The organism is Streptomyces gobiensis (genome assembly GCF_021216675.1).
Classification (GTDB): domain Bacteria; phylum Actinomycetota; class Actinomycetes; order Streptomycetales; family Streptomycetaceae; genus Streptomyces; species Streptomyces gobiensis.
The window spans coordinates 371004-396558 of sequence record NZ_CP086120.1 but is presented as its reverse complement, the minus strand read 5'-3'; the positions used below and the strand labels follow the sequence as shown (position 1 = coordinate 396558).

The window sequence follows — 25555 nt, the reverse complement described above, 5'->3', positions numbered from 1 at the left end:
GGAACCTTTGATGCGAAGCAGCGGCAGGAACAGCAACCGGAACTACCGGGGCGCGAGCGGGCGCCCCGCCCAGCCCAGGGCTGGGGGAGGCCGCGACGACAAGCAGAAGGGCTCCGGCCGCCCCCGCCCCGAGGAGCGCCGCCACGGCACGGGCGGGGCCAAGGGCGGCCCCGGACCCAAGGGGGGCGGCAAGGCCGGCCGTAAGCGGACCGCACCGGCCCGCCCCCGGGAGTACGACGCGCAGATCGAGGAGCGCAACCGCGCCCGCCACGACAAACCGCAGGCAAAAATGCCCAAAACCTTCGGCGAGCAGGATGGCGAGCGGCTGCAGAAGGTCCTCGCCCGTGCGGGTCTTGGCTCCCGCCGCGCCTGCGAAGAACTGATCGAGCAGGCCCGGGTCGAGGTCAATGGGAAGATCGTCATCGAGCAGGGGATGCGGGTCGACCCGGAGAAGGACGAGATCAAGGTCGACGGGCTGACCATCGCCACCCAGTCGTTCCTCTTCTTCGCCCTCAACAAGCCAGCCGGAGTGGTCTCCTCAATGGAGGACCCCGAGGGCCGCCAGTGCCTGGGCGACTACGTCCAGAACCGGGAGACCCGGCTCTTCCATGTCGGACGTCTCGACACCGAGACCGAGGGCCTCATCCTGCTCACCAACCACGGTGAGCTCGCCCACCGCCTTACTCACCCCCGCTACGGCGTCCGTAAGACCTACCTCGCCGCCATCCAGGGCCCCATCCCGCGCGACCTCGGCAAGCGCCTCAAGGACGGCATCAAGCTCGACGACGGCTACGCCCGCGCCGACCACTTCAAGGTCGTCGAGAACACCGGCAAGAACTATCTGGTCGAGGTCTCCCTGCACGAGGGCCGGAAGCACATTGTCCGCCGGATGCTCGCCGAGGCGGGCTTCCCGGTCGACAAGCTCGTCCGCACCCGCTTCGGCCCCATCGCCCTGGGCGACCAGAAGTCGGGCTGGCTGCGCCGGATGACCAACACCGAGGTCGGCATGCTGATGAACGAGGTCGGTCTCTAGGGTCCAGGCAGGCCTGGCCCGCGCGGCGGCGGCCTCCGCCTTGCCGCCCGCGCGCCACTGGCCGAGTGGCGTAATGGGTACAGACCCGGAGAATTACGGAGGGAACAGCCGCTACGAAAGGCGCGCACCATGGCAGGCGATGACCCCGGCCTCGAGAGGCTTCTCGGCGGACTGCTCGGCAAGCAGAGCGGGACCGGCGGCGCGGACACGGACATGGCCGGAAACGTCCTGGCGGCGCTCCTTGGGCTGCTGGAGTCGCAGGGCGGCGGGGGGAGCGTCAACCCCCTGGAGGGCCTGCTGAAGTGCCTCAGCGCGGGCGGGCTCGGCGATCAGGCCCGGTCCTGGGTGTCCGGCGACGAGAATGAGCCGGTCTCCGCCGAGCAGGTCACCAAGGCGTTGCCCGAGGGCGCGCTTGAGCAGGTCGCCCAGCAGGCCGGGGTCTCCCCGGAAGAGGCCGCCGACCAGCTCGCCCAGAGCCTGCCAACGGCTGTCGACGCGCTCACCCCCGGCGGCCGGGTCCCCTCGGGCGGCTCCCTGCGGGAGGTCGTCGAGCAGCGGACGCGCGCCCGGGGCTGACTCCCGGCCGGTGCCTCATCAGGCGGTCGTTACGCTGGTCAGGACAGAGCAGGGGCACCGGAACAGGGGAGCGGGCAGTGGCGGTACGAGCGGTGCGGGGCGCCGTCCAGCTGGAGCGGGACGAAACCACGGAGATGCATGAGCGGGTCGGGGAGCTGCTCACGGCCCTCCTTGAGCGCAACGGCCTCGCGGCGGATGACCTGATCAGTGTGTGGTTCACCGCCACCCCCGATCTGCGCTGCGACTTCCCGGCCGCCGCCGCGCGCAAGATCGGAATCATCGATGTGCCGCTGATCTGCGTGCAGGAACTGGATATCGCGGGCGCGATGCCCCGAGTGGTCCGTATCCTCGCTCATGTCGAGACTGACCTCTCCAAGGCCGCGATCGCCCATGTCTACCTGGGTGCCGCAGCCGCTCTCCGCAAGGACATCGCCCAGTAATGCGCACCGCCCTCGTCATCGGCACCGGACTGATCGGTACCTCCATCGCGCTCGCACTCTCCGCGCGCGGCGTGACGGTCCATCTGCGGGACCACGACCCCGAGCAGGTGCGTACGGCTGCGGCCCTCGGGGCAGGGACCGACGAGCCCGCCGCCGGCCCGGTCGACCTCGCTGTCATCGCCGTGCCGCCCGCGCATATCTCCGCCTCCCTGGCCGAAGCCCAGCGGCAAGGGGCCGCTCGCGGCTACCTGGACGTCGGCAGCGTCAAGGGCGGACCGCGCCGGGAGCTGTCGTCGCTCGGCTGCGACCTCACGAGCTACCTCGGTACGCACCCGATGGCGGGCCGGGAGCAGTCCGGCCCGCTCGCGGCCACCGCCGACCTCTTCGAGGGACGGCCCTGGGTGCTCACCCCGACCCCGGAGACCGACACCGAGGTCCTGAACCTCGCCCTCGAACTTGTCGCGCTGTGCCGCGCTGTCCCCGTCGTGATGGACGCCGACGCCCATGACCGCGCCGTCGCCCTTGTCTCGCACACCCCGCAGCTGCTCTCCAGCCTGGTCGCGGCCCGTCTGGAGACCGCTGACGAGACGGCGGTACGGCTGTGTGGCCAGGGCATCCGGGATGTCACCCGGATCGCCGCCTCCGACCCCCGGATGTGGATCGACATCCTCGCCGCCAATCCCGGCCCCGTCGCCGACGTCCTGTCCGCGGTCGCCGGCGACCTGGAGGAGACGGTCCGGGCCCTGCGTGCCCTGGAATCCGCCGACGAGGCCAAACGCGGCGACGGCGCCGCGGGCATCGAGGACGTCCTGCGCCGCGGCAACACCGGCCGCGCCCGCGTCCCCGGCAAGCACGGCCAGGCACCCACCGCGTACGAGACGGTCGCGGTCCTGATCAGCGACCGCCCGGGCGAGCTGGCCCGGATCTTCGCGGACGCGGGCCAGGCGGGCGTCAATATCGAGGATGTGCGGATCGAGCATGCGACGGGGCAGCAGGCGGGCCATGTGCAGCTCATGGTGGAGCCGAAGGCAGCTGTGGTACTGGCAGAAGCCCTACGCGCCCGCGGCTGGGCGATCAGACAGTAAGGGGCGGGCATAGGGGACCCAAGGGCAGGGACGGGGGAACAGTCGCTTGCCGGTAGCCTTGGGCGAGGCCGGATCCGGCCCGTCGTACCCTCCCGTGTTCGAGAAAGGTCCCTGTCACCGTGGAAACTGCCCCGGCACCCATCGTCGTCGCCATCGACGGCCCTTCCGGCACGGGCAAGTCCAGCACCTCCAAGGCCGTGGCCGTCAAGCTGGGGCTGAGCTACCTCGACACGGGGGCGCAGTACCGGGCGATCACCTGGTGGATGCTGACCAATGGCATCGATGTGCATGACGCCGCCGCCGTGGCAGCCGCAGCAGGTAAGCCCGCCATCGTCTCGGGGACCGATCCCGCCGCCCCCACCATCACCGTCGACGGTGTGGACGCCTCGGGGCCGATCCGGACGCAGGAGGTCACTGACGCGGTGAGCGCGGTCAGCGCCGTACCGCGGGTGCGCGCCCGGATCACCGAGCTGCAGCGCAGCATCGCCGCCGACGCGACGCGCGGCATGGTCGTCGAGGGCCGGGACATCGGCACCACCGTGCTGCCGGACGCCGACCTCAAGATCTTCCTCACCGCTTCGCCGGAGGCCCGTGCCGCCCGCCGTAACGGTGAGCTGGCCGGCAAGGACACCACCGGTCTCACCGCCACCCGCGCGGCCCTGCTCAAGCGGGACCAGGCCGACTCCAGCCGTAAGACCTCCCCGCTGGCCAAGGCGGACGACGCGGTTGAGGTGGACACCACCGACCTCACGCTCGAGCAGGTCATCGAGTGTGTCGTCACCCTGATCGAAGAGAAGCAGCGGAGCAAGTGACCGTAAGCGATACCGTACGCACACCGAGCGCACGCGGCGCCGTGGTCGGCCGGCGGATCGGGATCGGTCTGATGTACGGGCTGTGGAAGCCGCGAGTGCTGGGCGCCTGGCGGGTGCCGGTGAGTGGCCCCGTCATCCTGGCGGTCAACCACTCGCACAACATTGACGGCCCGATGCTGATGGGCACCGCGCCCCGGCCCGTGCATTTCCTGGTCAAGAAGGAAGCTTTCGTCGGACCGCTCGATCCCTTCCTGCGCGGGATCGGTCAGCTCAAGGTGGACCGGTCCACGGTCGACCGCACCGCGATCACCGATGCGCTCGGTGTGCTGGAGCGCGGCGGAGTGCTGGGGATCTTTCCGGAAGGCACCCGGGGCGAGGGCGACTTCGCCTCGCTCCGGGCGGGGCTGGCCTACTTCGCGGTGCGCTCCGGGGCCCCCGTGGTGCCGGTGGCGGTGCTGGGCAGCGCCGACCGGCAGGGGCGGGTGATCCGTGCGCTGCCACCGCTGCGCAGCCGTATCGACGTGGTCTTCGGTGATCCCTTCGAGGCGGGTGACGGCACTGGCCGTCGCACCCGTAAGGCGCTTGATGAGGCGACCGTGCGCATCCAGGAGCGGCTTACCGGCCATCTGGCCGACGCCCGGCGGCTCACTGGCCGCTGAGCCACACTTGACGTTGAGTACAGACCCAAGGACAGGACTTCATGAACGACCAGAACCACTCAGGCGACGAGCACGGGCACGGTGAGCTCGGCGACGCCGAGTACGCGGAGTTCATGGAGCTCGCCGCGCAGGAGGGCTTCGACCCTGAGGACATCGAAGGCGCGCTGGACGAGGCCGGACATGGCCCGCTGCCCGTGCTCGCTGTCGTCGGCCGCCCCAATGTCGGCAAGTCGACCCTCGTCAACCGCATCCTCGGCCGCCGTGAGGCGGTCGTTGAGGACCGCCCCGGCGTGACCCGGGACCGGGTGACCTATGAGGCCGAGTGGGCGGGGCGCCGCTTCAAGGTCGTGGACACCGGCGGCTGGGAGCAGGATGTGCTCGGCATCCATGCCGCTGTCGCCGCACAGGCCGAGTTCGCCGTTGAGGCGGCGGACGCGGTGGTCTTCGTCGTGGACGCCACGGTCGGCGCCACCGACACCGATGAGGCCGTGGTCAAGCTGCTGCGCCGGGCGGGCAAGCCGGTGGTGCTGTGCGCCAACAAGGTGGACGGCCCCTCCGGTGAAGCGGATGCGGCCATGCTCTGGTCGCTCGGGCTCGGCGAGCCGTACCCGGTCTCCGCGCTGCACGGCCGGGGTACCGGCGACATGCTCGACGAGGTACTGCGGGCGCTGCCAACGGCCCCGGCGCAGACCTTTGGCCCGGCCGCCGGCGGGCCACGCCGTATCGCGTTGATCGGGCGGCCGAACGTCGGCAAGTCGTCCCTGCTGAACAAGGTCGCGGGTGAGGAGCGCGTCGTCGTCAACGAGGTGGCGGGCACCACGCGCGACCCGGTCGACGAGATGATTGAACTCGGCGGCAAGACCTGGAAGTTCGTCGACACGGCCGGTATCCGCCGCCGTGTCCACCTCACTGAGGGCGCCGACTACTACGCCTCACTGCGCACCGCGGCGGCCCTGGAAAAGGCCGAGGTCGCGGTCGTCTTGGTCGATGTCAGCGAGTCGATCAGTGTCCAGGACACCCGGATCATCTCGATGGCCGTGGACGCCGGACGGGCACTGGTCATCGCCTACAACAAATGGGACATGCTCGACGACGAGCGCCGTTTCTATCTGGAGCGCGAGATCGAGCGGGATCTGGTGCAGGTGCAGTGGGCGCCGCGGGTCAATGTCTCGGCGCGCACCGGTCGCCATATGGAGAAGCTGGTCCCGGCGATCGAGACCGCCCTCGAAGGGTGGGAGACCCGGGTGCCGACCGGTCGCCTCAACGCCTTCCTCGGTGAGCTCGTCGCCTCTCACCCGCACCCGGTCCGTGGCGGTAAGCAGCCCCGCATCCTCTTCGGCACCCAGGCGGGCACCCGGCCACCCCGCTTTGTGCTCTTCGCATCAGGTTTTCTGGAAGCGGGCTACCGCCGCTTCATCGAGCGGCGGCTGCGCGAGGAGTTCGATTTCACTGGGACGCCGATCCATATTTCGGTGCGGGTGCGGGAGAAGCGCGGCAAGAAGAAGTAGGGGTTCGTGCCTTGTTTCTTCGGCTGGGGGTCCGGGGGTTATCCCCCGGGATGGTGCAGCATCGAGCGGCGGCTGCGCGAGGAGTTCGATTTCACTGGGACGCCGATCCATATCTCGGTGCGGGTGCGGGAGAAGCGCGGCAAGAAGAAGTAACCCCCGAAGTAACCCGCCGGGGCGGGCCGGACTCACGTGGCGTGAGTCCGGCCCGCCCCGGTGCCGGGCGGCAGCGCGGGCAGTGTTCCGCCGCGCTGCCGCCTTTCGTCGTGCCAAGGCGCGGTGATTTCCGTGCCGCGAATCGTCCCGAAGCCCTCGAACCTCAGCTCCTCCTCACCCGAGCGGTCGCCCGGCAGCGCACGGAAGAGGCGACGGTACTCGGCGTACAGCGAGTCGTAGATCGGGGTGGCCGAGCGACCCGGTGACCCATGATGGGAGGGACGCATACCAGGGATCTGGCCGTGGTTGAGGCTGGGATTGTGGGCGCGGGGAGGTTCGTATGGCTGCACGTTCATGCCAACGATCACACGGCCCCACTGGATGCGGGGCCGAGTGGGGGAACCGTCCTCAGGTGCCCGCCAGCGGCATCGCGGCGGCGACCAGGACACCGCGCTCGGCGGCCCGTTCCAGTGCCTCCCGGAGCAGGTCCTCGCGCGGCTGCTGGCCGATGGAGCCCGCTGGGGCGGCGTACACCACGACGGTGCTGGTCTTGTTCGCGGTCGTCCGCCACTCATCCGTGACCGGCAGCGGCTGGTGCGCCTGCCACCAGGCGTTCGGCTGGCCGCCGCCCGGGTTCGGCTGGAGCACGGCGTGGAGCTGGCCCATGGCGAGCAGCACCGACCAACCCGGCACCGGTGACGGGAGCTTGGCGACATCGGTGACGGGCATAAAGCCGTGCTCGATGAGGAGTGGCAGGAAGTCATCGCCGACGCCGTCCGAGCCGGGGCGGGCGATGGGGCCGGTGGGTTCGACGACGAGGGCCGGCCGAAGCTGATCCTCGATCAGCACCTGGCCGCAGGTGACCCCCAGCACGGCTTGCTGGGGGGCCGGGTCAGGGGCACTGCCGTCGGTGGTGGCCCCGGCGCTGGCAGCGCCCTGGGACGCCCCGGTGATGGTGCGTACGGCGCCCTGGATCTGCTCTTCGGAGACCTTGACGATCTGGGAGGGGACGCAGGTGGCATGAGCGAAGGCGAGCACCGCTGTCTCGTCGCCGACGAAGAGCACGGTGCTCGTGCGCTCCTGTTCGGTGTCGCCGGGTGTGCGGCAGGAGGTGCAGTCGTAACTGCCGGGCGCGGTGTCGCCGGCGAGCAGCCGGGCGGCCTCTTCTTCGCCGATCTCGGCGCGTACGTCTTCACTGACGTCGAGCATGGGGGACACAGGAGACTCCTGGCGTTCGGTTCTGGTTCGTATGGACAACGGGCAAGCTGTGTCAGCGGTCACGCAACCGATCGGGCGGTCTCGCATCATCGGATGCATGCGGTGATCCGTGCGCCGGAAGTGATTACTCACCGTCAATTGGTGTAGGTGGCACGGAAGTTAACCCGGTGAGGTGGGCCACATATGGACGCGGAACATATCCGGAAAAGCCTGATTTCAAGGGCTGAAGCAGGCGACCGAAAATAGGCTGTTACCGGCGGTAAACGGCAACTGGCCTGGGCAAGGAGTGAGTTGGTTGTTTTCGGGCGGTGTGGTCCATACATTCGGCGGCTGTGTGCAACGAGCACCGCCCGGGACAGTCCACCGAACGCACCACAGCACCACTTCTCGGCGGACGGGCCGTGTGGACCGCAGGCGTCAGACACGCCGGGCGACCACACCGCCTGGGGGATCCCGGGTTTGTGGAGAGGGATTACATGTCCATACGTCGTGAAAAGGCAGCGCGCGCCGGGGCGGTCTCGATGACCGTCATCGCCCCGCTGGCACTGCTCACCGTCGCCACCGGTACGGCCGAGGCGGCGGACGGCGGAGTGTGGGACCGCATCGCCCAATGCGAGAGCGGTGGGAACTGGCAGATCAACACCGGAAACGGCTACTACGGCGGACTCCAGTTCTCCGCCAGCACCTGGCAGGCCTACGGCGGTACCGTCTACGCGCACACCGCCGACAAGGCGAGCCGCGCTCAGCAGATCGAGATCGCCAACAAGGTGCAGGCCGGACAGGGCTGGGGCGCATGGCCCACCTGTGCGGCCCGGGTCGGCCTGTACGGCAAGACCCCGGCGGCCCAGCAGCCATCGGCCAAGCCCAAGCCCACGTCCAAGCCCAATCCCGAGCCATCGGCGGCGCCGCCCGCGGCGGGCAAGAAAGGGTCCCAGGCACCCGCCCGTCCGGAGGCCCGCGCCGACCGTGGGCATCCGCGCGCCAACTACACCGTGAAGCCCGGCGACACCCTGAGTGTCCTCGCCGCCGCCCACGGCACTGACTGGCGCACCGTCTACGCCGCCAACAAGGCGGTCATCGGGGACGACCCCGATCTCATCCTGCCCGGACAGCGGCTCAAGATCTGAGCTGCCCCGTACAGCCGGGGCCCCACCCGGTCTGCCGATCGGGTGGGGCCCGCGCTCTGTCGTGCGCGGCTGGCCGGACCGCACATCCGACCGTGTCTAACCTGTGCCGGTGCCGCTGATGTGCTCTCGTATCAAGATCGGACTTATCTCCCTCGCCGCAGCGCTACTGCCCGTGCTTTCGCTCGCTCAGGTGGCGCGCGCCCAGGTCCACAGCGGTCCGGAAGAGTGCGTCGGCAAGGACCGGCCGGACTGGCCGTGGGAGTGCGTCGCCGAGTGCGAAAGCAACGGCCGCTGGGACGCCAACACCGGCAACGGTCACTACGGCGGACTCCAGTTCGGGCAGCCCACCTGGGAGGAGCACGGCGGGCTGCGCTACGCCAGGCGCGCGGATCTCGCTGCCCGTGTGGAGCAGATCGCCGTCGCCGAACGCGTGCTCGCCACCCAGGGCTGGGCCGCCTGGCCGAAGTGTTCACTGCGGTACGGACTGACCACCCCCGCGCAGGCCAGCCACCGCATCCATATCGTCCGCAAGGGGGACACCCTGGCGGCCATCGCCCGCAAGCACCGGATGTCCGGCGGCTGGCCGCAGCTCTACCGGGCGAACAAGGACAGCATCGGCACCGACCCGGGCCGGATCAGCGTAGGGGCCATGCTGGTCATCCCGGGCGCCGCACCCGCCCCCGCTGAGCGAGCCGAGACCGCGGTCTCGTTGCGGCTGGAGAAAATCAGCCCGGCCCGCGTGTAGCCGGGTACCGCCGGGACACCCGTGTTTACGGAGGTGTGACAAACGATGGTTCCCATCCTGTTGGTACTGCTGCTCGTGCTGGTGCTCTTCGGCGCGGGCTTCGCCGTGGACGTGCTCTGGTGGATCGCGGCCGTGGTTCTTGTCGTCTGGCTGCTCGGCTTTGTGTTCCGGTCGGCCGGACCCGCCGGAGGGAGGGCCCGCTGGTACCGGTGGTGAACGGCCTTGCCCCCGGTTTGACCGGCGGACCGTAGCTGTCCGCGACGGCTGGCAGGAGACGGCTCGGTGTCACCCCGCGCACGGTGTGCCGGGACACCGAGCTGGCCCAGGCCTGCCGCGACCACCAGCAGCTCCGGTTCGAGTATCAGTCGCACGCGGCCTCCCGGCGTACGGTCGAGCCGCATCACTGGCTGGTGAGCACCCTCCGGCACTGGTATCTGGTCGCCTGGGACGTCGGCCGCGGAGACTGGCGTACGTTCCGCGCTGACCCCATCACCCTCAAGCCGCCCACGGGCCGGGGGCGCCTACTCGCTGGAGGCGATGATGGTGCACATTCTGCTGCTCGGTGTCGACTCCGAGGTCCGTGAGCCGGCCGAACTCGCCGGCTGCGGCGTCACGGCTGTGCGGGACCGCCTGTCTCGTGCGGTGCCGGAGGTGGCGGGATGAGCTCGGTCTGCCTGGGCGCCAGCTCAGGGTGCTTCAGGTCAAAGGCAGGGGACTCGGAGCGGATCCTGGGGAGAGTGGTGAAGTTGTGCCGGGGTGGCGGTGAGGACGTCGCCCACTCCAGTGAGCGGCCGAACCCCCAGGGGTCGTCAACCCGCACCCTGGTGCCGTACTTCGCCGTCTTCCAGACGTTGTAGAGGAACGGCAGCGTCGACAGGCCCAGCAGGAACGAGCCGATCGTCGAAGCGGTGTTGAGCGCGGTGAAGCCGTCGGCCGCCAGATAGTCGGCGTAGCGGCGCGGCATGCCCTCGGCGCCCAGCCAGTGGTGCACCAGGAAGGTGAGGTGGAACCCCACGAACAGCGTCCAGAAGTGGATCTTCCCCAGCCGCTCGTCCAGCAGCTTCCCGGTCATCTTGGGCCACCAGAAGTAGAAGCCCGCAAACATCGCGAAGACCACGGTGCCGAAGACGACATAGTGGAAGTGGCCGACGACGAAGTACGTATCCGTTACATGGAAGTCCAGCGGCGGCGAGGCCAGCAATACCCCGGTCAGGCCGCCGAACAGGAAGCTCACCAGGAAGCCGATCGACCACAGCATCGGCGTCTCGAAGGAGAGCGACCCGTGCAGCATCGTGCCGATCCAGTTGAAGAACTTCACCCCGGTCGGCACCGCGATCAGGAAGGTCAGCAGCGAGAAGAAGGGGAGCAGCACCCCTCCGGTGGCGAACATATGGTGCGCCCACACCACCATCGAGAGCCCGGTGATCGCCATGGTCGCGGCGACCAGCGTGAGATAGCCGAAGATCGGCTTCCGGGAGAAGACCGGGATGATCTCGGTGATGATGCCGAAGAACGGCAGGGCGATGATGTAGACCTCCGGATGCCCGAAGAACCAGAACAGGTGCTGCCACAGCAGCGCACCGCCGTTCTCCGGCTGGAAGATCACTGAGCCGAACCGCCGGTCCGACTCCAGCACCAGCAGCGCCGCCGCCAGCACCGGGAAGGCCATGAGGATCAGGATCGAGGTGAACAGGGTGTTCCAGGTGAAGAGCGGCATCCGGAACATCGTCATCCCGGGTGCACGCATACAGATGATGGTGGTGAGGAAGTTGACCGCACCGAGGATGGTGCCGAAGCCGGCGAGCGCCAGCCCCATGATCCACAGATCGTGGCCGATGCTGGGTGAGCGCTCCATGCTGTTGAGCGGGGCGTAGGCGAACCAGCCGAAGCTCGCTCCACCGTCCGGTGTCAGCAGAGCGCCGACGACCATCAGGCCGCCGAACAGGAAGAGCCAGTACGACAGCATATTGAGCCGGGGGAAGGCGACATCGGGCGAGCCGATCTGCAACGGCATGATGACATTGGCGAATCCGGCGAAGGTGGGTGTCGCGAAGAGCAGCAGCATGATCGTGCCATGCAGGGTGAACGCCTGGTTGAACTGCTCGTTCGACATCAGCTGCAGCCCGGGGCGGGCCAGCTCGGCGCGCATCGCCAGCGCGAGCACCCCGCCGAACAGGAAGAAGCCGAACGACGTCACCAGATAGAGGTGCCCGATCTTCTTGTGATCGGTGGTGCTGAGCCAGTCCGCCGCCACCCGGCCGGGCGTACGCCCCGGTTCAGCCTGGGCTGTCGCCTCGGCTGTGTCCGTTGCCATCCGTGCCCCCTCGCGTCGCCTGCGTACGGGCTCCCGCCATGATGACGGTCGTACCCGTCGTTCGCGAGGGTGCGACACGGCCTCATTCGGGCAGAATTGACGAAACCCATGGAGCAGATTCCCGGGAAGTCAGTTGAGTTCAGTCATTAAAGCTGCCTGAGGGGTCCGGCCATGCTGAACACGGCTTTTCCAAGGGGGAATTCAGGTCGTCCGGCGGGCGAATGGCGACGGGCGCAGAGGGCACGTACGAGTGACACCGCACCGCGCGAAAGGGAGCCGAAACCGAGCCGGGACGCTGTGACACAAGCGTGACGACATGAAGATCTGGCCGGTACTTTCGGGTGCTGAACCAAGACCGTACGGTGGCTGGCATGGCACAGGAACCTGCAGACTCTCCGTCACTGAACGACGACCCCGAGGCCTATGTGGGGCTTCCCCTGGAAGCCGCCGAGGACTTGGCGCGCAGCCGCGGCTGGACCACCGTGCGGGCGCTCGAACCGGACGCGATTATCACCATGGAGTATCTGGAGGGACGGCTGAACTTCACGGTCAAGGACGGTGTGGTCATCCGCTGCTGGAAGGGCTGACATGACGCTGGCCCCGCCGTTCCGTGTGGAGCGGTGGGGCCAGGTGAAGCGGTGGGGCCAGTGCCCGCGGGAGGCGGGGGAGGGGCCGTGCGTACCGTCCCTTCGCCATGGTCTTTGCCTGCGGGCTACTTGGGCCGCAGCGGCGCGGGGTGGGTGGCCGGGCGCTCGCTGTACGGCCGGCGGCTGCCGGAGGGGGTGGTCGGCGAGCGTTCCGAGCGGATGGCGTGCTGCCGCGAGGAGTGATGCAGCCGCGCCGCCGGGGTACCGCGGGACCCGGAGACGGCCGCGTCGCGCACCGGCTGGGGCTCGCCCGCCGACTGCCCGGCGAGCGAGGGGTGGGTGCCCACCGGGGGCAGCCCCACCGGGGCGAACCGGATGCTGGCCCGCAGCCGGGCCCAGTAGGCCAGGACATGCTCCTCAACCCGGGCGAGGACCGGCTCGCACCAGGGCAGTGCCAGCAGGATCAGCAGCCCCGCGGCCCAGCCAAGCAGCACATCGCTGATCCAGTGGGTGCCCAGATAGATGGTGGTGGTGCCCACGCCGAGCGCGAAGACCGCGGCCACCACCGACAGCCAGCGGCGTGCCCGTGGCGTACTGGCCAGATAGGCCAGGATCCCCCAGGTGACCACCGCGTTCGCGGTATGACCGGAAGGAAATATATCGCCGGTCAGGAACATCTCGTTGGAGCCCATGGAGGTGGCGTAGTGGGGACCCTCCCGGCCCATGCCCAGCTTCGCCGCGCCCACCGTCACATTGAGTAGCAGCAGTGAGGCCCCCAGCACCAGCAGGGGACGCGGGGTGCGCTGCCGCCAGGAGCGCCAGCCCAGCCAGGCGGCGACCAGCACCGCGGTCGGGCCGCGCTGGCCGAGCACCACGAAATAGTCCAGGAAGGCGTGCAGCTCCGGCCACTGCTTGTACGGCCGGAACAGCATCACCTGCCAGTCCAGCCGAACCAGGAGAGAGGTATTGAGCACGGCGGCCACGATGGCCGCGTAGAAGCCCAGCGTGGCGGCGAACAGCGTCTTGCGGGTGCCGCTCATCCCCGGTGCCGGGTTCGGTGGCCGCGCTGGCTCCTGCTCCAGGCGGGCGAAGATTCGGTCGGTACGCACTCAATCCAGATTACAGCGGGTGATGGGAGTCTTAGCCCGGGAGCCGGTCTTCGTAATGGCGATGTGATGTGGAATGGGTCTCAGGCCGGTCTTCCGGGCCATGGATTTACTCGGCAATCAGGTCTGTTGCTTTCTGTATCCAAGGGATTCCCATGCGGATGTGTGACCCCTTTTCCTTTACTTTCGGTGTAGTCCATTGGTGATTAACCTACGGTCTTACGGCGGACCCGGGCCGTGCAGCCATACGGCACCGTAGACGGCCGCGCCCAGCGCGAGCAGGGACAGCACCGACACCGCCCGGACCAGGCGTATCCGGGTCAGGGCGACCGCGATGGGCAGCAGCAGCGGGAAGGCGGGCAGCAGCAGCCGGGGCTTGGAACCGAAGTAGCCCCTGGCGCACAGGGCCCCAGCGGTGCGAGCAGCACCCCGGATAACATCCGCGGCTCAAGTCGCCGTTCCCGGCAGCCCCATACCGCAGCGGTGATCCCGACCGCCGCCACGGCCGCCGCGCCCACCGGCCGGGTCAGCCCGGCCAGCGCCGCGAAGGTGCCCGCCCCGACCCAGCCCCCGGTGAGCACCGCGTACAGGCTCCAGGCGGCCAGCGCGGTGAAGAGCGACCACGCCCCCCTCGAGCCGCGCGGTGTAGCCGTACCCGTGCTCGGCTATACCCGTGTACCAGAGGGAGTCCCAGCGGGCCGAGAGCAACTGGTGCGGGCTCTTGCCCGCGACCGCCCCCCACACCGCCAGCACCACCAGCCCCAGAGCCCGCACACCGGCATACGCCAGCAGCGCGGGCGCGGCATATGCAGCGGCATGCCCAAGGGTGCCAAGGGGGCCAGGGGAGCCAACGGGGCTGCGGGCAGGGGCGTTCCCGGCCCTCAGCGGGACGGCGGCAAGATCGGTCACACGCTCGATTATCGGGGCGGCCGCAGGTGAGCAGGGGCCGACGTGAGATGGGGCACGCATCGCGGGGCCTCAGTCGCGTACCCTAACGGCTCACCCGCTCCTCTCTGCCGGGCCGGACGCTGCCTCGCGATCCGGCGCTCCCCACGGTCAGCAGGAACGGGTGTAAGAGGAGGTGTGTACATGCCAGGGACGACCACGGCCAAAGCCCCAGCGGCGGCGGGCGTCCCCGTAGACAGAGCAGGCCCGTTCAGCGCGGGTATGGGCGCGAGCCGCTGGACCGTTCTCGTCGTCCTGTGCGTCAGCCTGCTTCTCGTGGCCATCGACGCCACCGTGCTGCATGTCGCCGTGCCCGCGGTCTCCGCGGATCTGCGCCCGGACAACATCGAGCTGCTGTGGATCGTTGACGCCTATCCGCTCGTCTGCGCCTCGCTGCTCATCCTCTTCGGCACCCTCGGCGACCGGATCGGACGGCGCCGGGTGCTGCTGCTCGGCTACGCCCTCTTCGGTCTCGCCTCCGCGCTCGCCGTCCTCGCGCACACCCCAACCATGCTGATTACGGCCCGCGCCCTGCTCGGCGTGGGCGGCGCGATGATCATGCCCGCCACGCTGTCGATCCTCCGGCAGGTCTTCCCCGACCGTCGGGAGCGGGCCCTGGCCATCGGTATCTGGAGCGCCGTCGCCGCCGTCGGCGCCGCCGTTGGGCCGCTGGTCGGCGGGCTGCTGCTGGAGCACTTCTGGTGGGGCTCGGTCTTCCTGATCAACATTCCGCTGATGGCCATCAGCATCCCGGTCGGCCGCTGGCTGCTGCCCGAGTCCACCAGCGATGGCCAAGGTCCCTGGGATGTGCTGGGCGCCCTGATGGCCGCGGCAGGACTCTTCGGGATCATCCTCGGCATCAAGCGAGCGGGCGGCGGTGAGCTGGTGCACCCCGGCACGATCGGTCCGCTGCTGGTGGGTGCCGCGCTGGTAGCGCTCTTCGTACGGCGGCAGCGGCGCCGACCGTATCCACTGATCGACTTCGCCGCCTTCGCCCGGCCGGCTTTCGGCACGGCGGTGGGCTGCATCGTGCTCACGGTGCTGGCACTCGTGGGGCTCGCGCTGATCGCCGCCCAGTATCTCCAGCTCGTCCTCGGCCTCTCCCCACTGCAGACCGGACTGCGGCTGCTGCCGCTCTCCGTCGCCGCGATCGCCGCGGGGCTCGTCGGCCCCCGGCTGCTACGGCTGCTGGGGCCGCGCACCATGGTCGCCCTCGGCTTTGTGCTGACCGCCCTCGCCGTGCTCAGCCTGGCCTCGCTGGGCGAGGAGGACCGGCCCGCCCTGCTCATCGGCGGCTTCGTACTCCTTGGCTTCGGGCTGGAGACCACCCTCTTCGGCTGCTACGAGTCCATGCTGAGCGATGCGCCGGCGCAGCAGGCCGGTGGCGCCGCGGCCATCGGTGAGACCGCCTACCAGCTGGGCGCGGGCATGGGTATCGCGGTGCTCGGCAGCGTGATGAACGGCACCTATTCCGCCGCGGTGAGCGGTACCGCGGGAGTGCCCGCGGCGGCGAGCGGTGCCGCGAGTCATTCGCTGGGTGAGGCCTACGTGGTCGCCGCCCGGCTCAGCGGACCGGCCGGGGAGCTGCTGCGGGACGCGGCCCGGCTGGCGTTCGTCCAGGGGCTGCATGTCACCCTGCTCGTCAGTGCCGCGCTGCTGCTGTGCGGAGCGCTTTCCGCGCTGCGGCTGCCCCGCACCATGGAGAGCGAGTGCAAGCTCCCGGCCCAGCCCGTCGGACCGACCGGGCAGGGGAGCGGCGCCCTCTTGTCGCCCCGGGTTACCCAGTCGTAACGTCGGCTGCGAGCCGAGACGATCACCTGCCGGAGGCCGAACCATGTCCAGCCGCACCCTGCCGCCGTTCGACCCCGCCGATCCGCTCGGCATTGATGACCTGCTCTGCGCGGAGGACCTGGCGGTGCGCGACACCGTCCGCTCCTGGGCCGCCGACCGGGTGCTGCCGTATATCGCCGACTGGTATGAGCGCGGCGAGCTGCCCGGCCTGCGCGAACTCGCCCGTGAGCTGGGAGAGATGGGCGCCCTGGGTATGTCACTGCGGGGATACGGCTGTGCGGGTGCCTCCGCCGTGCAGTACGGACTGGCCTGTCTGGAGCTGGAGGCCGCTGACTCCGGTGTCCGCTCGCTGGTCTCGGTGCAGGGCTCGCTGGCCATGTACGCCATTCACCGCTATGGCTCCGAGGAGCAGAAGCAGCGCTGGCTGCCGGGGATGGCCTCCGGTGAGATCATCGGCTGCTTCGGGCTGACCGAGCCCGACCATGGTTCTGACCCCGCCGCGATGCGCACATACGCCAAGCGGGACGGCACCGACTGGGTGCTGAGCGGACGCAAGATGTGGATCACCAATGGCTCGGTCGCCGGGGTCGCCGTGCTGTGGGCACAGACCGAAGACGGCATCCGGGGCTTCGTCGTACCCACCGATACCCCCGGCTTCTCGGCGTCCGAGATCAAGCACAAGTGGTCGCTGCGCGCCTCGGTCACCAGCGAACTGGTCCTGGACGAGGTGCGGCTGCCCGCCGACGCGGTGCTGCCGTCGGCCACCGGGCTGCGCGGCCCGCTCGGCTGTCTGAGCCATGCCCGCTACGGGATCGTCTGGGGCGCGATGGGGGCTGCCCGTGCCAGCTTTGACGCCGCGCTGGACTACGCGAAGACACGGGAACAGTTCGGCAAGCCGATCGGCGGTTTCCAGCTCACCCAGGCCAAGCTCGCCGATATGGCCGTCGAGCTGCACAAGGGCGTGCTTCTCGCTCATCATCTGGGGCGGCGGATGGACGCCGGGAAGCTGCGGCCTGAGCAGGTCAGCTTCGGCAAGCTCAACAATGTGCGGGAGGCGATCGAGATCTGCCGCACCGCCCGGACGATCCTGGGCGCCAACGGCATCTCACTTGAGTACCCCGTGATGCGGCACGCCACCAACCTCGAGTCCGTGCTCACCTATGAGGGCACCGTCGAGATGCACCAACTGGTGCTCGGCAAGGCGCTCACCGGCGAAGACGCTTTCCGGTGAGCTGGGCGGCGGTGTCGCCGGCGGTGTCGTCGGCGGTGCCGCCCGGCCAGCGCTGGTGCTGGCTAGCTCTGGTTGTAGAAGCCGCCCTCGGCGGCGCGGCGCCGCTCCCCATTGACCACCTGGTAGTCATTGGGGGTCAGCAGGAACACCCGCGTGGCCACGCGCTCGATCGAGCCGCGCAGCCCGAAGGTCAGCCCGGCCGCGAAGTCGATGACGCGTTTGGCGTCGGCGGGCTCCATGGTCGTGAGGTTCACAATGACCGGAACCCCGTCCCGGAACAGCTCACCGATGCCGCGCGCGTCCCGGAAGCCGTCCGGGGTGACCGTCGCGATCCGCGTCCCCTGATCCTGCGCGGTCTCTGCCGTCGCCCGGATCCGCGGGTCCGTCACCCACGCCTCACGGGCGGCGTCGCCGGGCTCCGGCCCCTCGGCGTAGTCGTCGTCGTAGTAACGCATCTCGCTGTCGTCGACGAGGCCCAGCCAGGCACTCGCCTTGCGCACCGATCCCATGGACGCCTCCTCTCGCATGCGGTCTTCCACTGTCCGCGCCCCTATCGTCGTCCATGATGCGGATGATGCGCCAAGCGGATATGCGCCGCAGACGTGATTCGTGACAGTTCTGGTGCACAGCATGGGCCCCCGGAGCAGGGATCTTGCGGTATACGAGTGGTGACGCAGTGAAAGATAACCGCTCCGCCCGCGCGGGTGAGAGGCAGGGACATCCGGGTGAGACCACTCGGTTAAAGTGATGAACTGTCATGGTCCGGCGGGGGGACGGAAAAACAGCGTGTTCGGAATCATCAGGCCATGCCAGCACCGGCTGAGCGGGCGACTGCGCACGGACTGGATGGCGCATCTGTGCGGTCTCTGTCTCGCGCTGCGTGGGGACCACGGACAGTTCGCCCGGGTGGCCACCAACTATGACGGGCTCATCATCTCCGTCCTGACGGAGGCTCAGTCAGCGGGTACGGAAGGCGCCCGGCGCACTGCCGGGCCATGCCCGCTGCGGGGGATGCGCACGGCCTCGGTGGCGCGGGGCGAGGGCGCCCGACTGGCCGCCGCCGTCTCGCTGGTGCTGGCCTCCGCGAAGGTACGTGACCATGTCGCCGACCGGGACGGGCTGCTGGCCCGCCGTCCGGTCGCGGCAGCCGCCCGACGGGTCGCGGCGAGTTGGGACCGGGGTGGTGTGCGCGCCGGAGCCGGCCTCGGCTTCGATGCGGCGGTACTGCTCGACGCGGTCGGCCGCCAGCAGGAGATCGAGGCGGCTACCGGTCCGGGCAGCCCGCTGCTGGCCGTCACCGAACCGACGGAGACGGCCACCGCGGCGGCCTTCGCACATACCGCCCAGCTCGCCGGACGCCCCGCCAACGCCGCCCCGCTCGCTGAGGCGGGACGGCTTTTCGGACGGCTCGCGCATCTGCTGGACGCGGTGGAGGACCAGGCCGCCGACGCGGCGTCGGGGGCCTGGAACCCCCTGACGGCCACCGGGACCGATCGGACGGAGGCCCGGCGGCTGTGCGATGACGCGGTACACGGAGTCCGGCTCGCCCTGCGGGAGGTGGACTTCGTGGACTCCTCGCTGGCGCATGTCCTGCTGGAGCATGAGCTGCGCCACTCGGTGGACCGTGCCTTCGGGGCGAGCTGTGCGCAGGGCACGGAAGGCGGACCGCCACGGGAGGCCCCTCCGGTGCGCCGTCGTGGGCTGGTGTACGGCTGTGCGGTGTGGACGGGGATGTTCTGTACGGGACAGATCTGCTGCAAGGAGTCCTACGACGACCCATGGACGGGACAGAAGCGTGAGGGCTGGTGCCATAAATGCGATTGCTGTGACTGCTCTGACTGCTGTGACTCCTGCGGGGGCTGCTGTGACTGCGGAAAGTGCTGCTGCCGGGGTAAGGGCGGTGGCGGTGACTGCTGCTGTGACTGCTGAGGCCTGTGGCGTCTGACCCGCCAAAAGCTCCCGGTATGGCAAGTTGATCAGCATGAACTCTGAAACGACGTCAGCAGCACAGCTGTGGCAGGAGTGGCACCAACAGCGCCTCGACACGGTGACGGCGCCCTATGGCCCGCTGTCGGTGACGGGGACCTACTGGATCGCCGACGCGGATGACGAGGGCCGTATCGAGGGCGTGCCCGGCCAGTGGCGGGAGACCGCGGACGGTACGGCGGTAGTGCTGCGTGCGGACATCATGGACGGGTTGGCAGTCGACGGTGAGTTGCTGGTCGGGGAGATTACCCTCAGCGCGGACCGCGAGGGACCGGGGCAGTCCCGGGTGTCCTACGGCGAACGGCGGCTGGAGCTCCTCTGGCGTGAGGGGCAGTGGGCCGTGCGGGTGCATGACCCCGACTCGGCTACCCGGCGTAGCTTCACCGGGATCGAGACGGGCCCGTATAACGGGCACTGGGTGCTACGGGGTGTTTTCCACCCGTACAGCAGCGAGCGCAGTGTCCATGTGATGAACACCGACGGCCACGAACGCGGGCTGAAGCTTGGCGGAGAACTGCGCTTCACCACGCCGGACGGCGGTGAGCACACGCTCCAGGTCTCGGTGGTGGGCAGTGGGGCGCTGTGGGCCGTCTTCGCCGATGGCACCAGCGGCCGGGGCAGCTACCGCTTCCGCTTTCTCCGCACCGGGGCACCGGCCGCCGATGGCTCGGTCACCGTGGACTTCAACCGGGCGACGCTGCCGCCCTGTGCCTTCAGCGATCACTTCCTGTGCCCCTTCCCCCCGCCCGGGAACACCCTGGAGACCGATATTCCTGTCGGAGAGCGCGATATCGCCGGATGACCGTCCGAAAGTGGCTCTTGCGCGAGTGAGCCGGTGGCGCCAACATCCCCCCACAGCGCTTGTCAGGGGCACGCTTCAGGGCGTGCCCCTGACCCGCGCCTCACGGGCCCGCACGCCCCCCGGGCCCCGATTCCTGGGGAGGAAGAAGTGAGGACACGGCGGCGCACTACCCCCCGCAGCGGTACAGCCAGACGCGCCCGGCCCACCGCCGCCTGGGCCGGATTGCTGGCCGCGATGGTGATGTCCGCGCCCACTGTCGGCACCGCCAGCGCCGAGTCCGCGCGGACCTTCAGCGTCCACCAGCTCGCGCGGGCGGGTGACGCCGTGCTCACCGCCGATGTGGCGGGCACCTCCTGGCATATTGACGCGGCGGCCAACCGTCTGGTGGTCGCCGCCGACAGCACGGTCTCCCGGGCCGGGATCGACAGGATCAGGAAGGCCGCGGGAGGGAATGCCGACGCGCTCCGTATCGAGCGCGTCCCGGGTGAGTTCACCACGCTCATCCAGGGCGGTGACGCCATCTACGCCGACGGCTGGCGCTGCTCGCAGGGGTTCAATGTGCGCCGGGGCAGCAGCTACTCCTTCCTCACCGCCGGGCACTGCACCCAGGACGCCGGTACCTGGTACGCCGACTCGGGCCGTACGACCGAACTGGGACCGACCGCCGGGTCCAGCTTCCCGGGCCATGACTACGGCATTGTCCGTTACTCCACTGTCCCGGTCGCCAAGCCCGGCACGGTCAACCTCTACAACGGCAGCTCGCAGGACATCACCCGGGCGGGCAAGGCCTATGTCGGGCAGTCCGTCCAGCGCAGCGGCAGCACCACCGGACTGCGCAGGGGCAAGGTCACCGGGCTCAACGCCACCGTGAACTACGGCAACGGCCAGGTCGTCCGCGGACTCATCAGGACGAACGCCTGCGCCGAACCCGGTGACAGCGGTGGCCCGCTGTTCGCCGGCAAGACCGCGCTGGGTCTGACCTCGGGTGGCAGCGGCGATTGCCGTACCGGGGGCACGACCTTCTTCCAGCCGGTCAAGCCCGCGCTGAAGCGCTATGGCGTCAGTGTCTACTGACGGTCGTCCACTGAGGGTCGTCCACTGAGGGTCACCGTCCGATTCGCTCCGTGGCCCGCGGTCCAGGCTCCTGCCCGTCTCACCGGGTAGGGGCTCGACCGCAGGCGGCAAGCGGGACTACCGTATAGATAAGCTTTACGTTCCACAATGCCCGGATTTGTAGGCGTCGGGCTTGTGACGGCAGCTTGTGACGGCAGGGGGCCGCAATGGTCATGGAGTTGGTGATAGCGGGGCTCGCCGGTGGCGCTGTGTATCTGATGGCGGCGGCCCGGGTGGTCAAGCAGTATGAGCGTGGGCTGGTCTTCCGGCTCGGCCGGCTGCGGTCTCAGGTGCGTCAGCCCGGATTCCAGCTGATCGTCCCGGCCATTGACCGGCTGCAGAAGGTGAACTTGCAGATCGTCACGCTGCCTGTGCCCGCTCAGGAGGGCATCACGCATGACAACGTCACGGTGCGGGTGGACGCGGTCGTCTACTTCAAGGTCGTGGACCCCGCCGATGCGATCATCCGCGTCGAGGACTACCGCTTCGCGGTCTCCCAGATGGCGCAGACCTCACTGCGCTCGATCATCGGCAAGAGCGAACTGGATGATCTGCTCTCCAACCGGGAGAAGCTCAACCAGGGTCTGGCGATCATGATTGACAGTCCGGCCGTGGAGTGGGGCGTCAATGTCGACCGGGTCGAGATCAAGGATGTCTCGCTGCCGGAGACGATGAAGCGCTCGATGGCGCGGCAGGCGGAGGCCACCCGGGACCGGCGAGCCCGGGTCATCAACGCGGACGCGGAGCTGCAAGCCTCCAAGAAGCTCGCCGAGGCCGCCCAGCAGATGGCCGACACCCCTGCGGCGCTGCAGCTGCGGCTGTTGCAGACTGTGGTGTCCGTGGCGGCCGAAAAGAACTCCACGCTGGTGCTGCCCTTCCCCGTGGAGCTGCTGCGTTTCCTGGAGCGTCACCAGCCGGCCGCCGTGGGCCCGTCGAATGGGGAGCCCCCGCGGCCCGTAGAACCTCCGGTCACCCCCGTCGCCACCACTGAGCCGTCCAGTTCCGAGCCTTCTGAGCCGGAAAGCGATTCCTGAACGGCGATTATCGGACAGGTGTAGTCCTCACTCGAGGGTGAGGACTCCTTGCGTCATGTGTTCATTCTTGTTCGTGTATGGGGATGACGTGCGCGATTATCGGTGTGTGGCAGAAGTGGGCTGACGGGGGCCACTTGACTTGCGCTGACGCGAACTCGGCCTTGTCCGCGGGGAATCGGGATCGGGATACTCGACGATGTTGCTTGGCATGGACGCGACCCTTCTCCCGTTGGGTATGTCCGTGTCCGGGCATCCTCCGGAACCGCTCTGATCTGGTGCGGTTCCAACCCCCCACTGGAGGTCCGTGTTGAGACACCGACGGATAACCAAGCGGCGCATGGCCATCGCTGGTGCGGGAACCGCCGCACTGGTAGCCGGAACCCTCACGATGGCGAATGCCAACGCCGCCGACCCCGTCCCCACCGCAGAGACCCTGACATCCACCGCGGCGAGCGAGCTGGCGAACACGCTCACCGCAGATCTGAAGAGCGGCACGGCCGGTGCGTACTACGACGCCACGGCGGAAAAGCTCGTGGTCAACGTCGTTGACAAGGCCGCGGTCAAGAAGGTCCAGCAGGCCGGAGCCGAGGCCAGGGTCGTCGAGCACACCCTCGCGCAGCTGGACGCCGTGAAGACGGCCCTGAACGACACGGCCGTCCCCGGCACCTCACGCGCGGTCGACCCGGTGACCAACAAGGTCGTTGTCACCGCCGACAGCACGGTCAAGGACGCCGACCTGTCGAAGCTGAAGAAGCAGGTCGCGGCGCAGGACGGCAAGGCCGTACTGAAGCAGACGGCCGGGGAGTTCAAGCCGTTCATCGCGGGTGGCGACGCGATCTACACCTCCGGCGCACGCTGTTCGCTCGGCTTCAACGTCGTCAAGGACGGGGAGCCCTACTTCCTGACCGCCGGGCACTGCGGCAGCGTCGGCAGCGGCTGGGCCGAGTCCTCGGGCGGCTCCCGGATCGGGCAGCTGGAGGCCGGGACCTTCCCCGGCGCCGACCACGCGCTGGTGAAGTACACCGGCGATACGGACCACCCGAGCGAGGTCAACCTCTACAACGGCAGCGCGCAGCAGATCTCCGGCGCGCGTGAAGCCACCGTTGGCGAGGAAGTCCAGCGCAGCGGCAGCACCACCCAGGTGCACGGCGGCAAGGTCCAGGCGCTCGATGTCTCGGTCACCTACCCGCAGGGCACGGTGAACGGACTGATCCAGACCGACGTCTGCGCCGAACCCGGCGACAGCGGCGGCGCGCTCTTCGCGGGCAGTGACGCGCTCGGCCTGACCTCCGGCGGCAGCGGCAACTGCTCCTCCGGCGGCCAGACCTTCTTCCAGCCGGTGACCGCCGCCCTCTCGGAGTACGGGGCCGAGATCGGCTGACCCACCCCGCCCACACACCGAAGCCCCCGGTGCCCGCCTCGGGCACCGGGGGCTTCCGGCATGGGTTCCGGCGTGGTCCGCTCAGCGGGCCTCGGCCGCGACCAGCTCCGCGATCTGCACCGCGTTGAGTGCCGCGCCCTTGCGGAGGTTGTCATTGGAGCAGAAGAGGGCCAGGCCGTGCTCGACGGTCTCATCCCGGCGGATACGGCCCACATAGCTGGGGTCCTGGCCCGCGGCCTGGAGCGGCGTCGGGATCTCGGAAAGCTCCACACCGGGAGCACCGGCCAGCACCTCGCGGGCGCGCTCCGGGGTGATCGCCCGCTCGAAGCCGGCGTTGATCTGCAGGGAGTGACCGCTGAAGACCGGGACCCGGACACAGGTGCCGGAGACCTTCAGACCCGGGATACCCAGGATCTTGCGGCTCTCATTGCGGAGCTTCTGCTCCTCGTCCGTCTCCTCCAGCCCGTCATCGACGATCGAACCCGCGAGCGGCAGCACATTGAAGGCGATCGGCCGCTTGTAGGTGTCCGGCGCCGGGAAGTCGACCGCGGAGCCGTCAAAGGTGAGCTGAGTGGCGTCGGACTCGACGGCCTTACGGGCCTGCCCGTCCAGCTCAGCCACTCCGGCCAGCCCACTGCCGGACACCGCCTGGTAGGTGGCGACGACCAGCGTGGCCAGCCCGGCCTCCTCATGCAGCGGGCGCAGCACGGGCATGGCGGCCATGGTGGTGCAGTTCGGGTTGGCGATGATCCCCTTCGGGCGCTCCTTGGCGGCCTGCGGGTTCACCTCGGAGACCACGAGCGGGACCTCGGGGTCGAGCCGCCAGGCGGAGGAGTTGTCGATCACGACCGGACCGGCCGCGGCGACCTTCGGCGCCAGCGCCCGGGAGGTCGAGCCGCCCGCGGAGAACAGCACGATGTCCAGCCCGGAGTAGTCGGCCGTGGCCGCGTCCTCGACGGTGATCTGGGTGTCCTTCCAGGGCAGCGTCCGCCCGGCGGAACGGGCGGAGGCGAACAGCCGCAGCTCCTCCACCGGGAAGTTCCGCTCGGCCAGAATGTCGCGCATCACGCTGCCGACCTGACCAGTGGCTCCGACGATGCCGATCCTCATGGGGCTCCTTCTGTCTGTGCTTATGTCCCGATCCTGCCTCTACCCTGCCTTGAACGACATAGGGGCCGCGAATTCTTTGATATCGGTCACACTTCGTGACCGCATTCCCCGCGCCGGGACCACAGCGCTCAGTGGCCGCGCAGACGTTCCAGGTCGCGCCGCTCGCGCTTTGTCGGGCGTCCCGCCCCTCGGTCACGGTGGCCGACCGCCAGGATGTCTTCGCGGGCCGGTGGCGGTGGGCTGTTGTCAACAAAGCACTCCGCGGCGACGGCCGCCCCGACCCGCTTGCGTACGAGACGTGAGATGACGACGATCCGCTCGCGTCCGGCGTGCCGCAGCCGCACCTCATCTCCAGGCCGCACCGCGTGGGCCGGTTTGACGCGTTCACCGTTGACGCGGACGTGACCGGCGCGGCAGGCCGAGGCGGCCAGCGAACGGGTCTTGGTGAGCCGCACGGACCAGATCCAGCTGTCCACCCGTACGGTCCCCTGGTCTGAAGCCATGCCACGACTGTAGGGGGTGTCTGGTGGATCTCCGTGGCGTCGCGACGCCTGGCACGCACGCTCGCTGCGTTGTCGTCGGTCGCCAACCAACCAGGTTGGCTTCCTCCTCCGCCTTGCGATCGCACGCACCAGACGCCGCTCCTCCCTCCACGGAGACCCACCAGACACCCCCTAAAGCCACGGCCGCGTACGTACAGAGGTCCTCAGAAGTACAGAGGCCCTCAGGAAGACGCCCTCACGGTGTGTTCGAACGTGCATTCGAGATCTGGTTTAGGGTGGTGTTCAGAGGGACGGAT

The 25555-nt window shown here is 69.2% G+C and carries 26 protein-coding genes and 2 pseudogenes; 20 read left to right on the top strand and 8 right to left on the bottom strand.

Annotated features, from left to right (window positions below):
* Positions 1-10: 10 nt before the first annotated feature.
* The 8 genes from test1122_RS01935 to test1122_RS01900 all read left to right on the top strand — a co-directional run bounded on the left by test1122_RS01935 (position 11) and on the right by test1122_RS01900 (position 6266).
* The gene (locus tag test1122_RS01935) at positions 11-1033 is read left to right on the top strand and encodes a pseudouridine synthase (protein ID WP_232267408.1); all 1023 of its coding nucleotides are present in this window, start codon (positions 11-13) and stop codon (positions 1031-1033) included.
* A gap of 129 nt (positions 1034-1162) precedes the next feature.
* On the top strand, positions 1163-1609 hold the full coding sequence (locus test1122_RS01930; RefSeq protein WP_232267407.1) for a YidB family protein: 447 nt from the start codon (positions 1163-1165) through the stop codon (positions 1607-1609).
* A 77-nt stretch (positions 1610-1686) separates the two neighbouring features.
* Positions 1687-2049, top strand: a complete 363-nt coding sequence (gene aroH, locus test1122_RS01925) for a chorismate mutase (protein ID WP_232267406.1) — start codon at positions 1687-1689, stop codon at positions 2047-2049.
* On the top strand, positions 2049-3134 hold the full coding sequence (locus test1122_RS01920) for a prephenate dehydrogenase (protein WP_232267405.1): 1086 nt from the start codon (positions 2049-2051) through the stop codon (positions 3132-3134). The genes aroH and test1122_RS01920 overlap by 1 nt, the downstream gene beginning before the upstream one ends.
* 119 nt (positions 3135-3253) lie before the next feature.
* Positions 3254-3946, top strand: a complete 693-nt coding sequence (gene cmk, locus test1122_RS01915) for a (d)CMP kinase (RefSeq protein ID WP_232267404.1) — start codon at positions 3254-3256, stop codon at positions 3944-3946.
* A gap of 71 nt (positions 3947-4017) precedes the next feature.
* Positions 4018-4605, top strand: coding sequence for a lysophospholipid acyltransferase family protein (locus test1122_RS01910; protein WP_232271711.1), 588 nt, complete (start codon positions 4018-4020; stop codon positions 4603-4605).
* 41 nt (positions 4606-4646) lie between these two features.
* Complete coding sequence (gene der, locus test1122_RS01905) at positions 4647-6113, top strand: ribosome biogenesis GTPase Der (RefSeq protein ID WP_232267403.1); 1467 nt, start codon at positions 4647-4649, stop codon at positions 6111-6113.
* 6 nt (positions 6114-6119) lie between these two features.
* Entirely contained in the window at positions 6120-6266 is a 147-nt protein-coding gene (locus test1122_RS01900; RefSeq protein WP_232267402.1) for a hypothetical protein, read from the top strand.
* Positions 6267-6298: 32 nt separating this feature from the next.
* On the opposite strand, the gene test1122_RS01895 is transcribed toward test1122_RS01900, so the two are convergent.
* Both test1122_RS01895 and test1122_RS01890 read right to left on the bottom strand, forming a co-directional pair.
* On the bottom strand, positions 6299-6622 hold the full coding sequence (locus tag test1122_RS01895) for a hypothetical protein (protein WP_232267401.1): 324 nt from the start codon (positions 6620-6622) through the stop codon (positions 6299-6301).
* A 52-nt stretch (positions 6623-6674) separates the two neighbouring features.
* Positions 6675-7484: a hypothetical protein gene (locus test1122_RS01890; RefSeq protein ID WP_232267400.1), complete on the bottom strand. Its 810-nt coding sequence runs from the start codon at positions 7482-7484 to the stop codon at positions 6675-6677.
* Positions 7485-7960: 476 nt separating this feature from the next.
* Here test1122_RS01890 and test1122_RS01885 point away from each other — a divergent pair, with 476 nt between their 5' ends.
* The 4 genes and pseudogenes from test1122_RS01885 to test1122_RS26750 all read left to right on the top strand — a co-directional run.
* A complete protein-coding gene (locus tag test1122_RS01885) occupies positions 7961-8611 on the top strand; it encodes a LysM peptidoglycan-binding domain-containing protein (RefSeq protein WP_232267399.1) in 651 nt (216 codons plus the stop codon).
* 118 nt (positions 8612-8729) lie between these two features.
* Positions 8730-9356, top strand: coding sequence for a LysM peptidoglycan-binding domain-containing protein (locus test1122_RS01880; protein ID WP_232267398.1), 627 nt, complete (start codon positions 8730-8732; stop codon positions 9354-9356).
* Between the two features lie 45 nt (positions 9357-9401).
* Positions 9402-9572: a DUF5670 family protein gene (locus tag test1122_RS01875; RefSeq protein ID WP_232267397.1), complete on the top strand. Its 171-nt coding sequence runs from the start codon at positions 9402-9404 to the stop codon at positions 9570-9572.
* Between the two features lie 95 nt (positions 9573-9667).
* Positions 9668-9868, top strand: a pseudogene (locus tag test1122_RS26750) (helix-turn-helix transcriptional regulator); the annotation flags it as partial.
* A 98-nt stretch (positions 9869-9966) separates the two neighbouring features.
* Here test1122_RS26750 and ctaD read toward each other — a convergent pair.
* Entirely contained in the window at positions 9967-11670 is a 1704-nt protein-coding gene (gene ctaD / locus test1122_RS01865; RefSeq protein WP_232267396.1) for an aa3-type cytochrome oxidase subunit I, read from the bottom strand.
* A gap of 371 nt (positions 11671-12041) precedes the next feature.
* On the opposite strand from ctaD, the gene test1122_RS01860 reads away from it, so the two are divergent.
* The gene (locus test1122_RS01860) at positions 12042-12257 is read left to right on the top strand and encodes a proteinase inhibitor I78 (protein WP_232267395.1); all 216 of its coding nucleotides are present in this window, start codon (positions 12042-12044) and stop codon (positions 12255-12257) included.
* Positions 12258-12382: 125 nt separating this feature from the next.
* Here test1122_RS01860 and test1122_RS01855 read toward each other — a convergent pair whose 3' ends face one another.
* On the bottom strand, positions 12383-13366 hold the full coding sequence (locus test1122_RS01855) for a phosphatase PAP2 family protein (protein WP_232267394.1): 984 nt from the start codon (positions 13364-13366) through the stop codon (positions 12383-12385).
* A 216-nt stretch (positions 13367-13582) separates the two neighbouring features.
* Positions 13583-14137 (bottom strand): annotated as a pseudogene (locus test1122_RS01850) (hypothetical protein).
* A gap of 315 nt (positions 14138-14452) precedes the next feature.
* Between test1122_RS01850 and test1122_RS01845 the strand changes: the two are divergent.
* Both test1122_RS01845 and test1122_RS01840 read left to right on the top strand, forming a co-directional pair.
* Positions 14453-16099, top strand: coding sequence for an MFS transporter (locus test1122_RS01845; RefSeq protein WP_422396902.1), 1647 nt, complete (start codon positions 14453-14455; stop codon positions 16097-16099).
* Positions 16100-16142: 43 nt separating this feature from the next.
* On the top strand, positions 16143-17330 hold the full coding sequence (locus test1122_RS01840; RefSeq protein ID WP_232267393.1) for an acyl-CoA dehydrogenase family protein: 1188 nt from the start codon (positions 16143-16145) through the stop codon (positions 17328-17330).
* A 62-nt stretch (positions 17331-17392) separates the two neighbouring features.
* Here the strand turns inward: test1122_RS01840 and test1122_RS01835 are convergent, their stop codons facing one another.
* Positions 17393-17839: a cell division protein SepF gene (locus tag test1122_RS01835; protein WP_232267392.1), complete on the bottom strand. Its 447-nt coding sequence runs from the start codon at positions 17837-17839 to the stop codon at positions 17393-17395.
* A 277-nt stretch (positions 17840-18116) separates the two neighbouring features.
* On the opposite strand from test1122_RS01835, the gene test1122_RS01830 reads away from it, so the two are divergent.
* The 5 genes from test1122_RS01830 (at position 18117) to test1122_RS01810 (ending at position 23646) form a co-directional block, all read left to right on the top strand.
* Complete coding sequence (locus tag test1122_RS01830; RefSeq protein ID WP_232267391.1) at positions 18117-19259, top strand: DUF5685 family protein; 1143 nt, start codon at positions 18117-18119, stop codon at positions 19257-19259.
* A gap of 52 nt (positions 19260-19311) precedes the next feature.
* Positions 19312-20118 carry a DUF1684 domain-containing protein gene (locus test1122_RS01825; RefSeq protein WP_232267390.1) on the top strand — a complete coding sequence of 269 codons (807 nt, stop codon included), beginning with the start codon at positions 19312-19314 and terminating at the stop codon, positions 20116-20118.
* 147 nt (positions 20119-20265) lie between these two features.
* Entirely contained in the window at positions 20266-21192 is a 927-nt protein-coding gene (locus tag test1122_RS01820) for a S1 family peptidase (protein WP_232267389.1), read from the top strand.
* Positions 21193-21398: 206 nt separating this feature from the next.
* Entirely contained in the window at positions 21399-22265 is an 867-nt protein-coding gene (locus test1122_RS01815; protein ID WP_232267388.1) for a slipin family protein, read from the top strand.
* Between the two features lie 307 nt (positions 22266-22572).
* Positions 22573-23646, top strand: a complete 1074-nt coding sequence (locus test1122_RS01810; protein ID WP_479685729.1) for a S1 family peptidase — start codon at positions 22573-22575, stop codon at positions 23644-23646.
* An 81-nt stretch (positions 23647-23727) separates the two neighbouring features.
* Here test1122_RS01810 and test1122_RS01805 read toward each other — a convergent pair whose 3' ends face one another.
* Together test1122_RS01805 and test1122_RS01800 are read right to left on the bottom strand one after the other, a co-directional pair.
* Entirely contained in the window at positions 23728-24756 is a 1029-nt protein-coding gene (locus tag test1122_RS01805) for an aspartate-semialdehyde dehydrogenase (RefSeq protein WP_232267386.1), read from the bottom strand.
* 128 nt (positions 24757-24884) lie between these two features.
* Positions 24885-25259 (bottom strand): RNA-binding S4 domain-containing protein, encoded by a 375-nt coding sequence (locus test1122_RS01800; RefSeq protein WP_232267385.1) that lies wholly within the window; start codon positions 25257-25259, stop codon positions 24885-24887.
* Between the last annotated feature and the right edge of the window lie 296 nt (positions 25260-25555).

What these genes read in the sequence shown, in the direction of transcription:
- test1122_RS01920 (WP_232267405.1), top strand. Translation starts at nt 2,049, where the DNA reads ATGCGCACCGCCCTCGTCATCGGCACCGGACTGATCGGTACCTCCATC.
- test1122_RS01800 (WP_232267385.1), bottom strand. Translation starts at nt 25,259, where the DNA reads ATGGCTTCAGACCAGGGGACCGTACGGGTGGACAGCTGGATCTGGTCC.
- test1122_RS01835 (WP_232267392.1), bottom strand. Translation starts at nt 17,839, where the DNA reads ATGGGATCGGTGCGCAAGGCGAGTGCCTGGCTGGGCCTCGTCGACGAC.
- test1122_RS01840 (WP_232267393.1), top strand. Translation starts at nt 16,143, where the DNA reads ATGTCCAGCCGCACCCTGCCGCCGTTCGACCCCGCCGATCCGCTCGGC.
- test1122_RS01935 (WP_232267408.1), top strand. Translation starts at nt 11, where the DNA reads ATGCGAAGCAGCGGCAGGAACAGCAACCGGAACTACCGGGGCGCGAGC.
- test1122_RS01825 (WP_232267390.1), top strand. Translation starts at nt 19,312, where the DNA reads ATGAACTCTGAAACGACGTCAGCAGCACAGCTGTGGCAGGAGTGGCAC.
- test1122_RS01860 (WP_232267395.1), top strand. Translation starts at nt 12,042, where the DNA reads ATGGCACAGGAACCTGCAGACTCTCCGTCACTGAACGACGACCCCGAG.
- ctaD (WP_232267396.1), bottom strand. Translation starts at nt 11,670, where the DNA reads ATGGCAACGGACACAGCCGAGGCGACAGCCCAGGCTGAACCGGGGCGT.
- test1122_RS01845 (WP_422396902.1), top strand. Translation starts at nt 14,453, where the DNA reads ATGCCAGGGACGACCACGGCCAAAGCCCCAGCGGCGGCGGGCGTCCCC.
- test1122_RS01815 (WP_232267388.1), top strand. Translation starts at nt 21,399, where the DNA reads ATGGTCATGGAGTTGGTGATAGCGGGGCTCGCCGGTGGCGCTGTGTAT.
- test1122_RS01885 (WP_232267399.1), top strand. Translation starts at nt 7,961, where the DNA reads ATGTCCATACGTCGTGAAAAGGCAGCGCGCGCCGGGGCGGTCTCGATG.
- test1122_RS01875 (WP_232267397.1), top strand. Translation starts at nt 9,402, where the DNA reads ATGGTTCCCATCCTGTTGGTACTGCTGCTCGTGCTGGTGCTCTTCGGC.
- test1122_RS01930 (WP_232267407.1), top strand. Translation starts at nt 1,163, where the DNA reads ATGGCAGGCGATGACCCCGGCCTCGAGAGGCTTCTCGGCGGACTGCTC.
- test1122_RS01895 (WP_232267401.1), bottom strand. Translation starts at nt 6,622, where the DNA reads ATGAACGTGCAGCCATACGAACCTCCCCGCGCCCACAATCCCAGCCTC.
- test1122_RS01910 (WP_232271711.1), top strand. Translation starts at nt 4,018, where the DNA reads ATGTACGGGCTGTGGAAGCCGCGAGTGCTGGGCGCCTGGCGGGTGCCG.
- der (WP_232267403.1), top strand. Translation starts at nt 4,647, where the DNA reads ATGAACGACCAGAACCACTCAGGCGACGAGCACGGGCACGGTGAGCTC.
- test1122_RS01805 (WP_232267386.1), bottom strand. Translation starts at nt 24,756, where the DNA reads ATGAGGATCGGCATCGTCGGAGCCACTGGTCAGGTCGGCAGCGTGATG.
- test1122_RS01880 (WP_232267398.1), top strand. Translation starts at nt 8,730, where the DNA reads ATGTGCTCTCGTATCAAGATCGGACTTATCTCCCTCGCCGCAGCGCTA.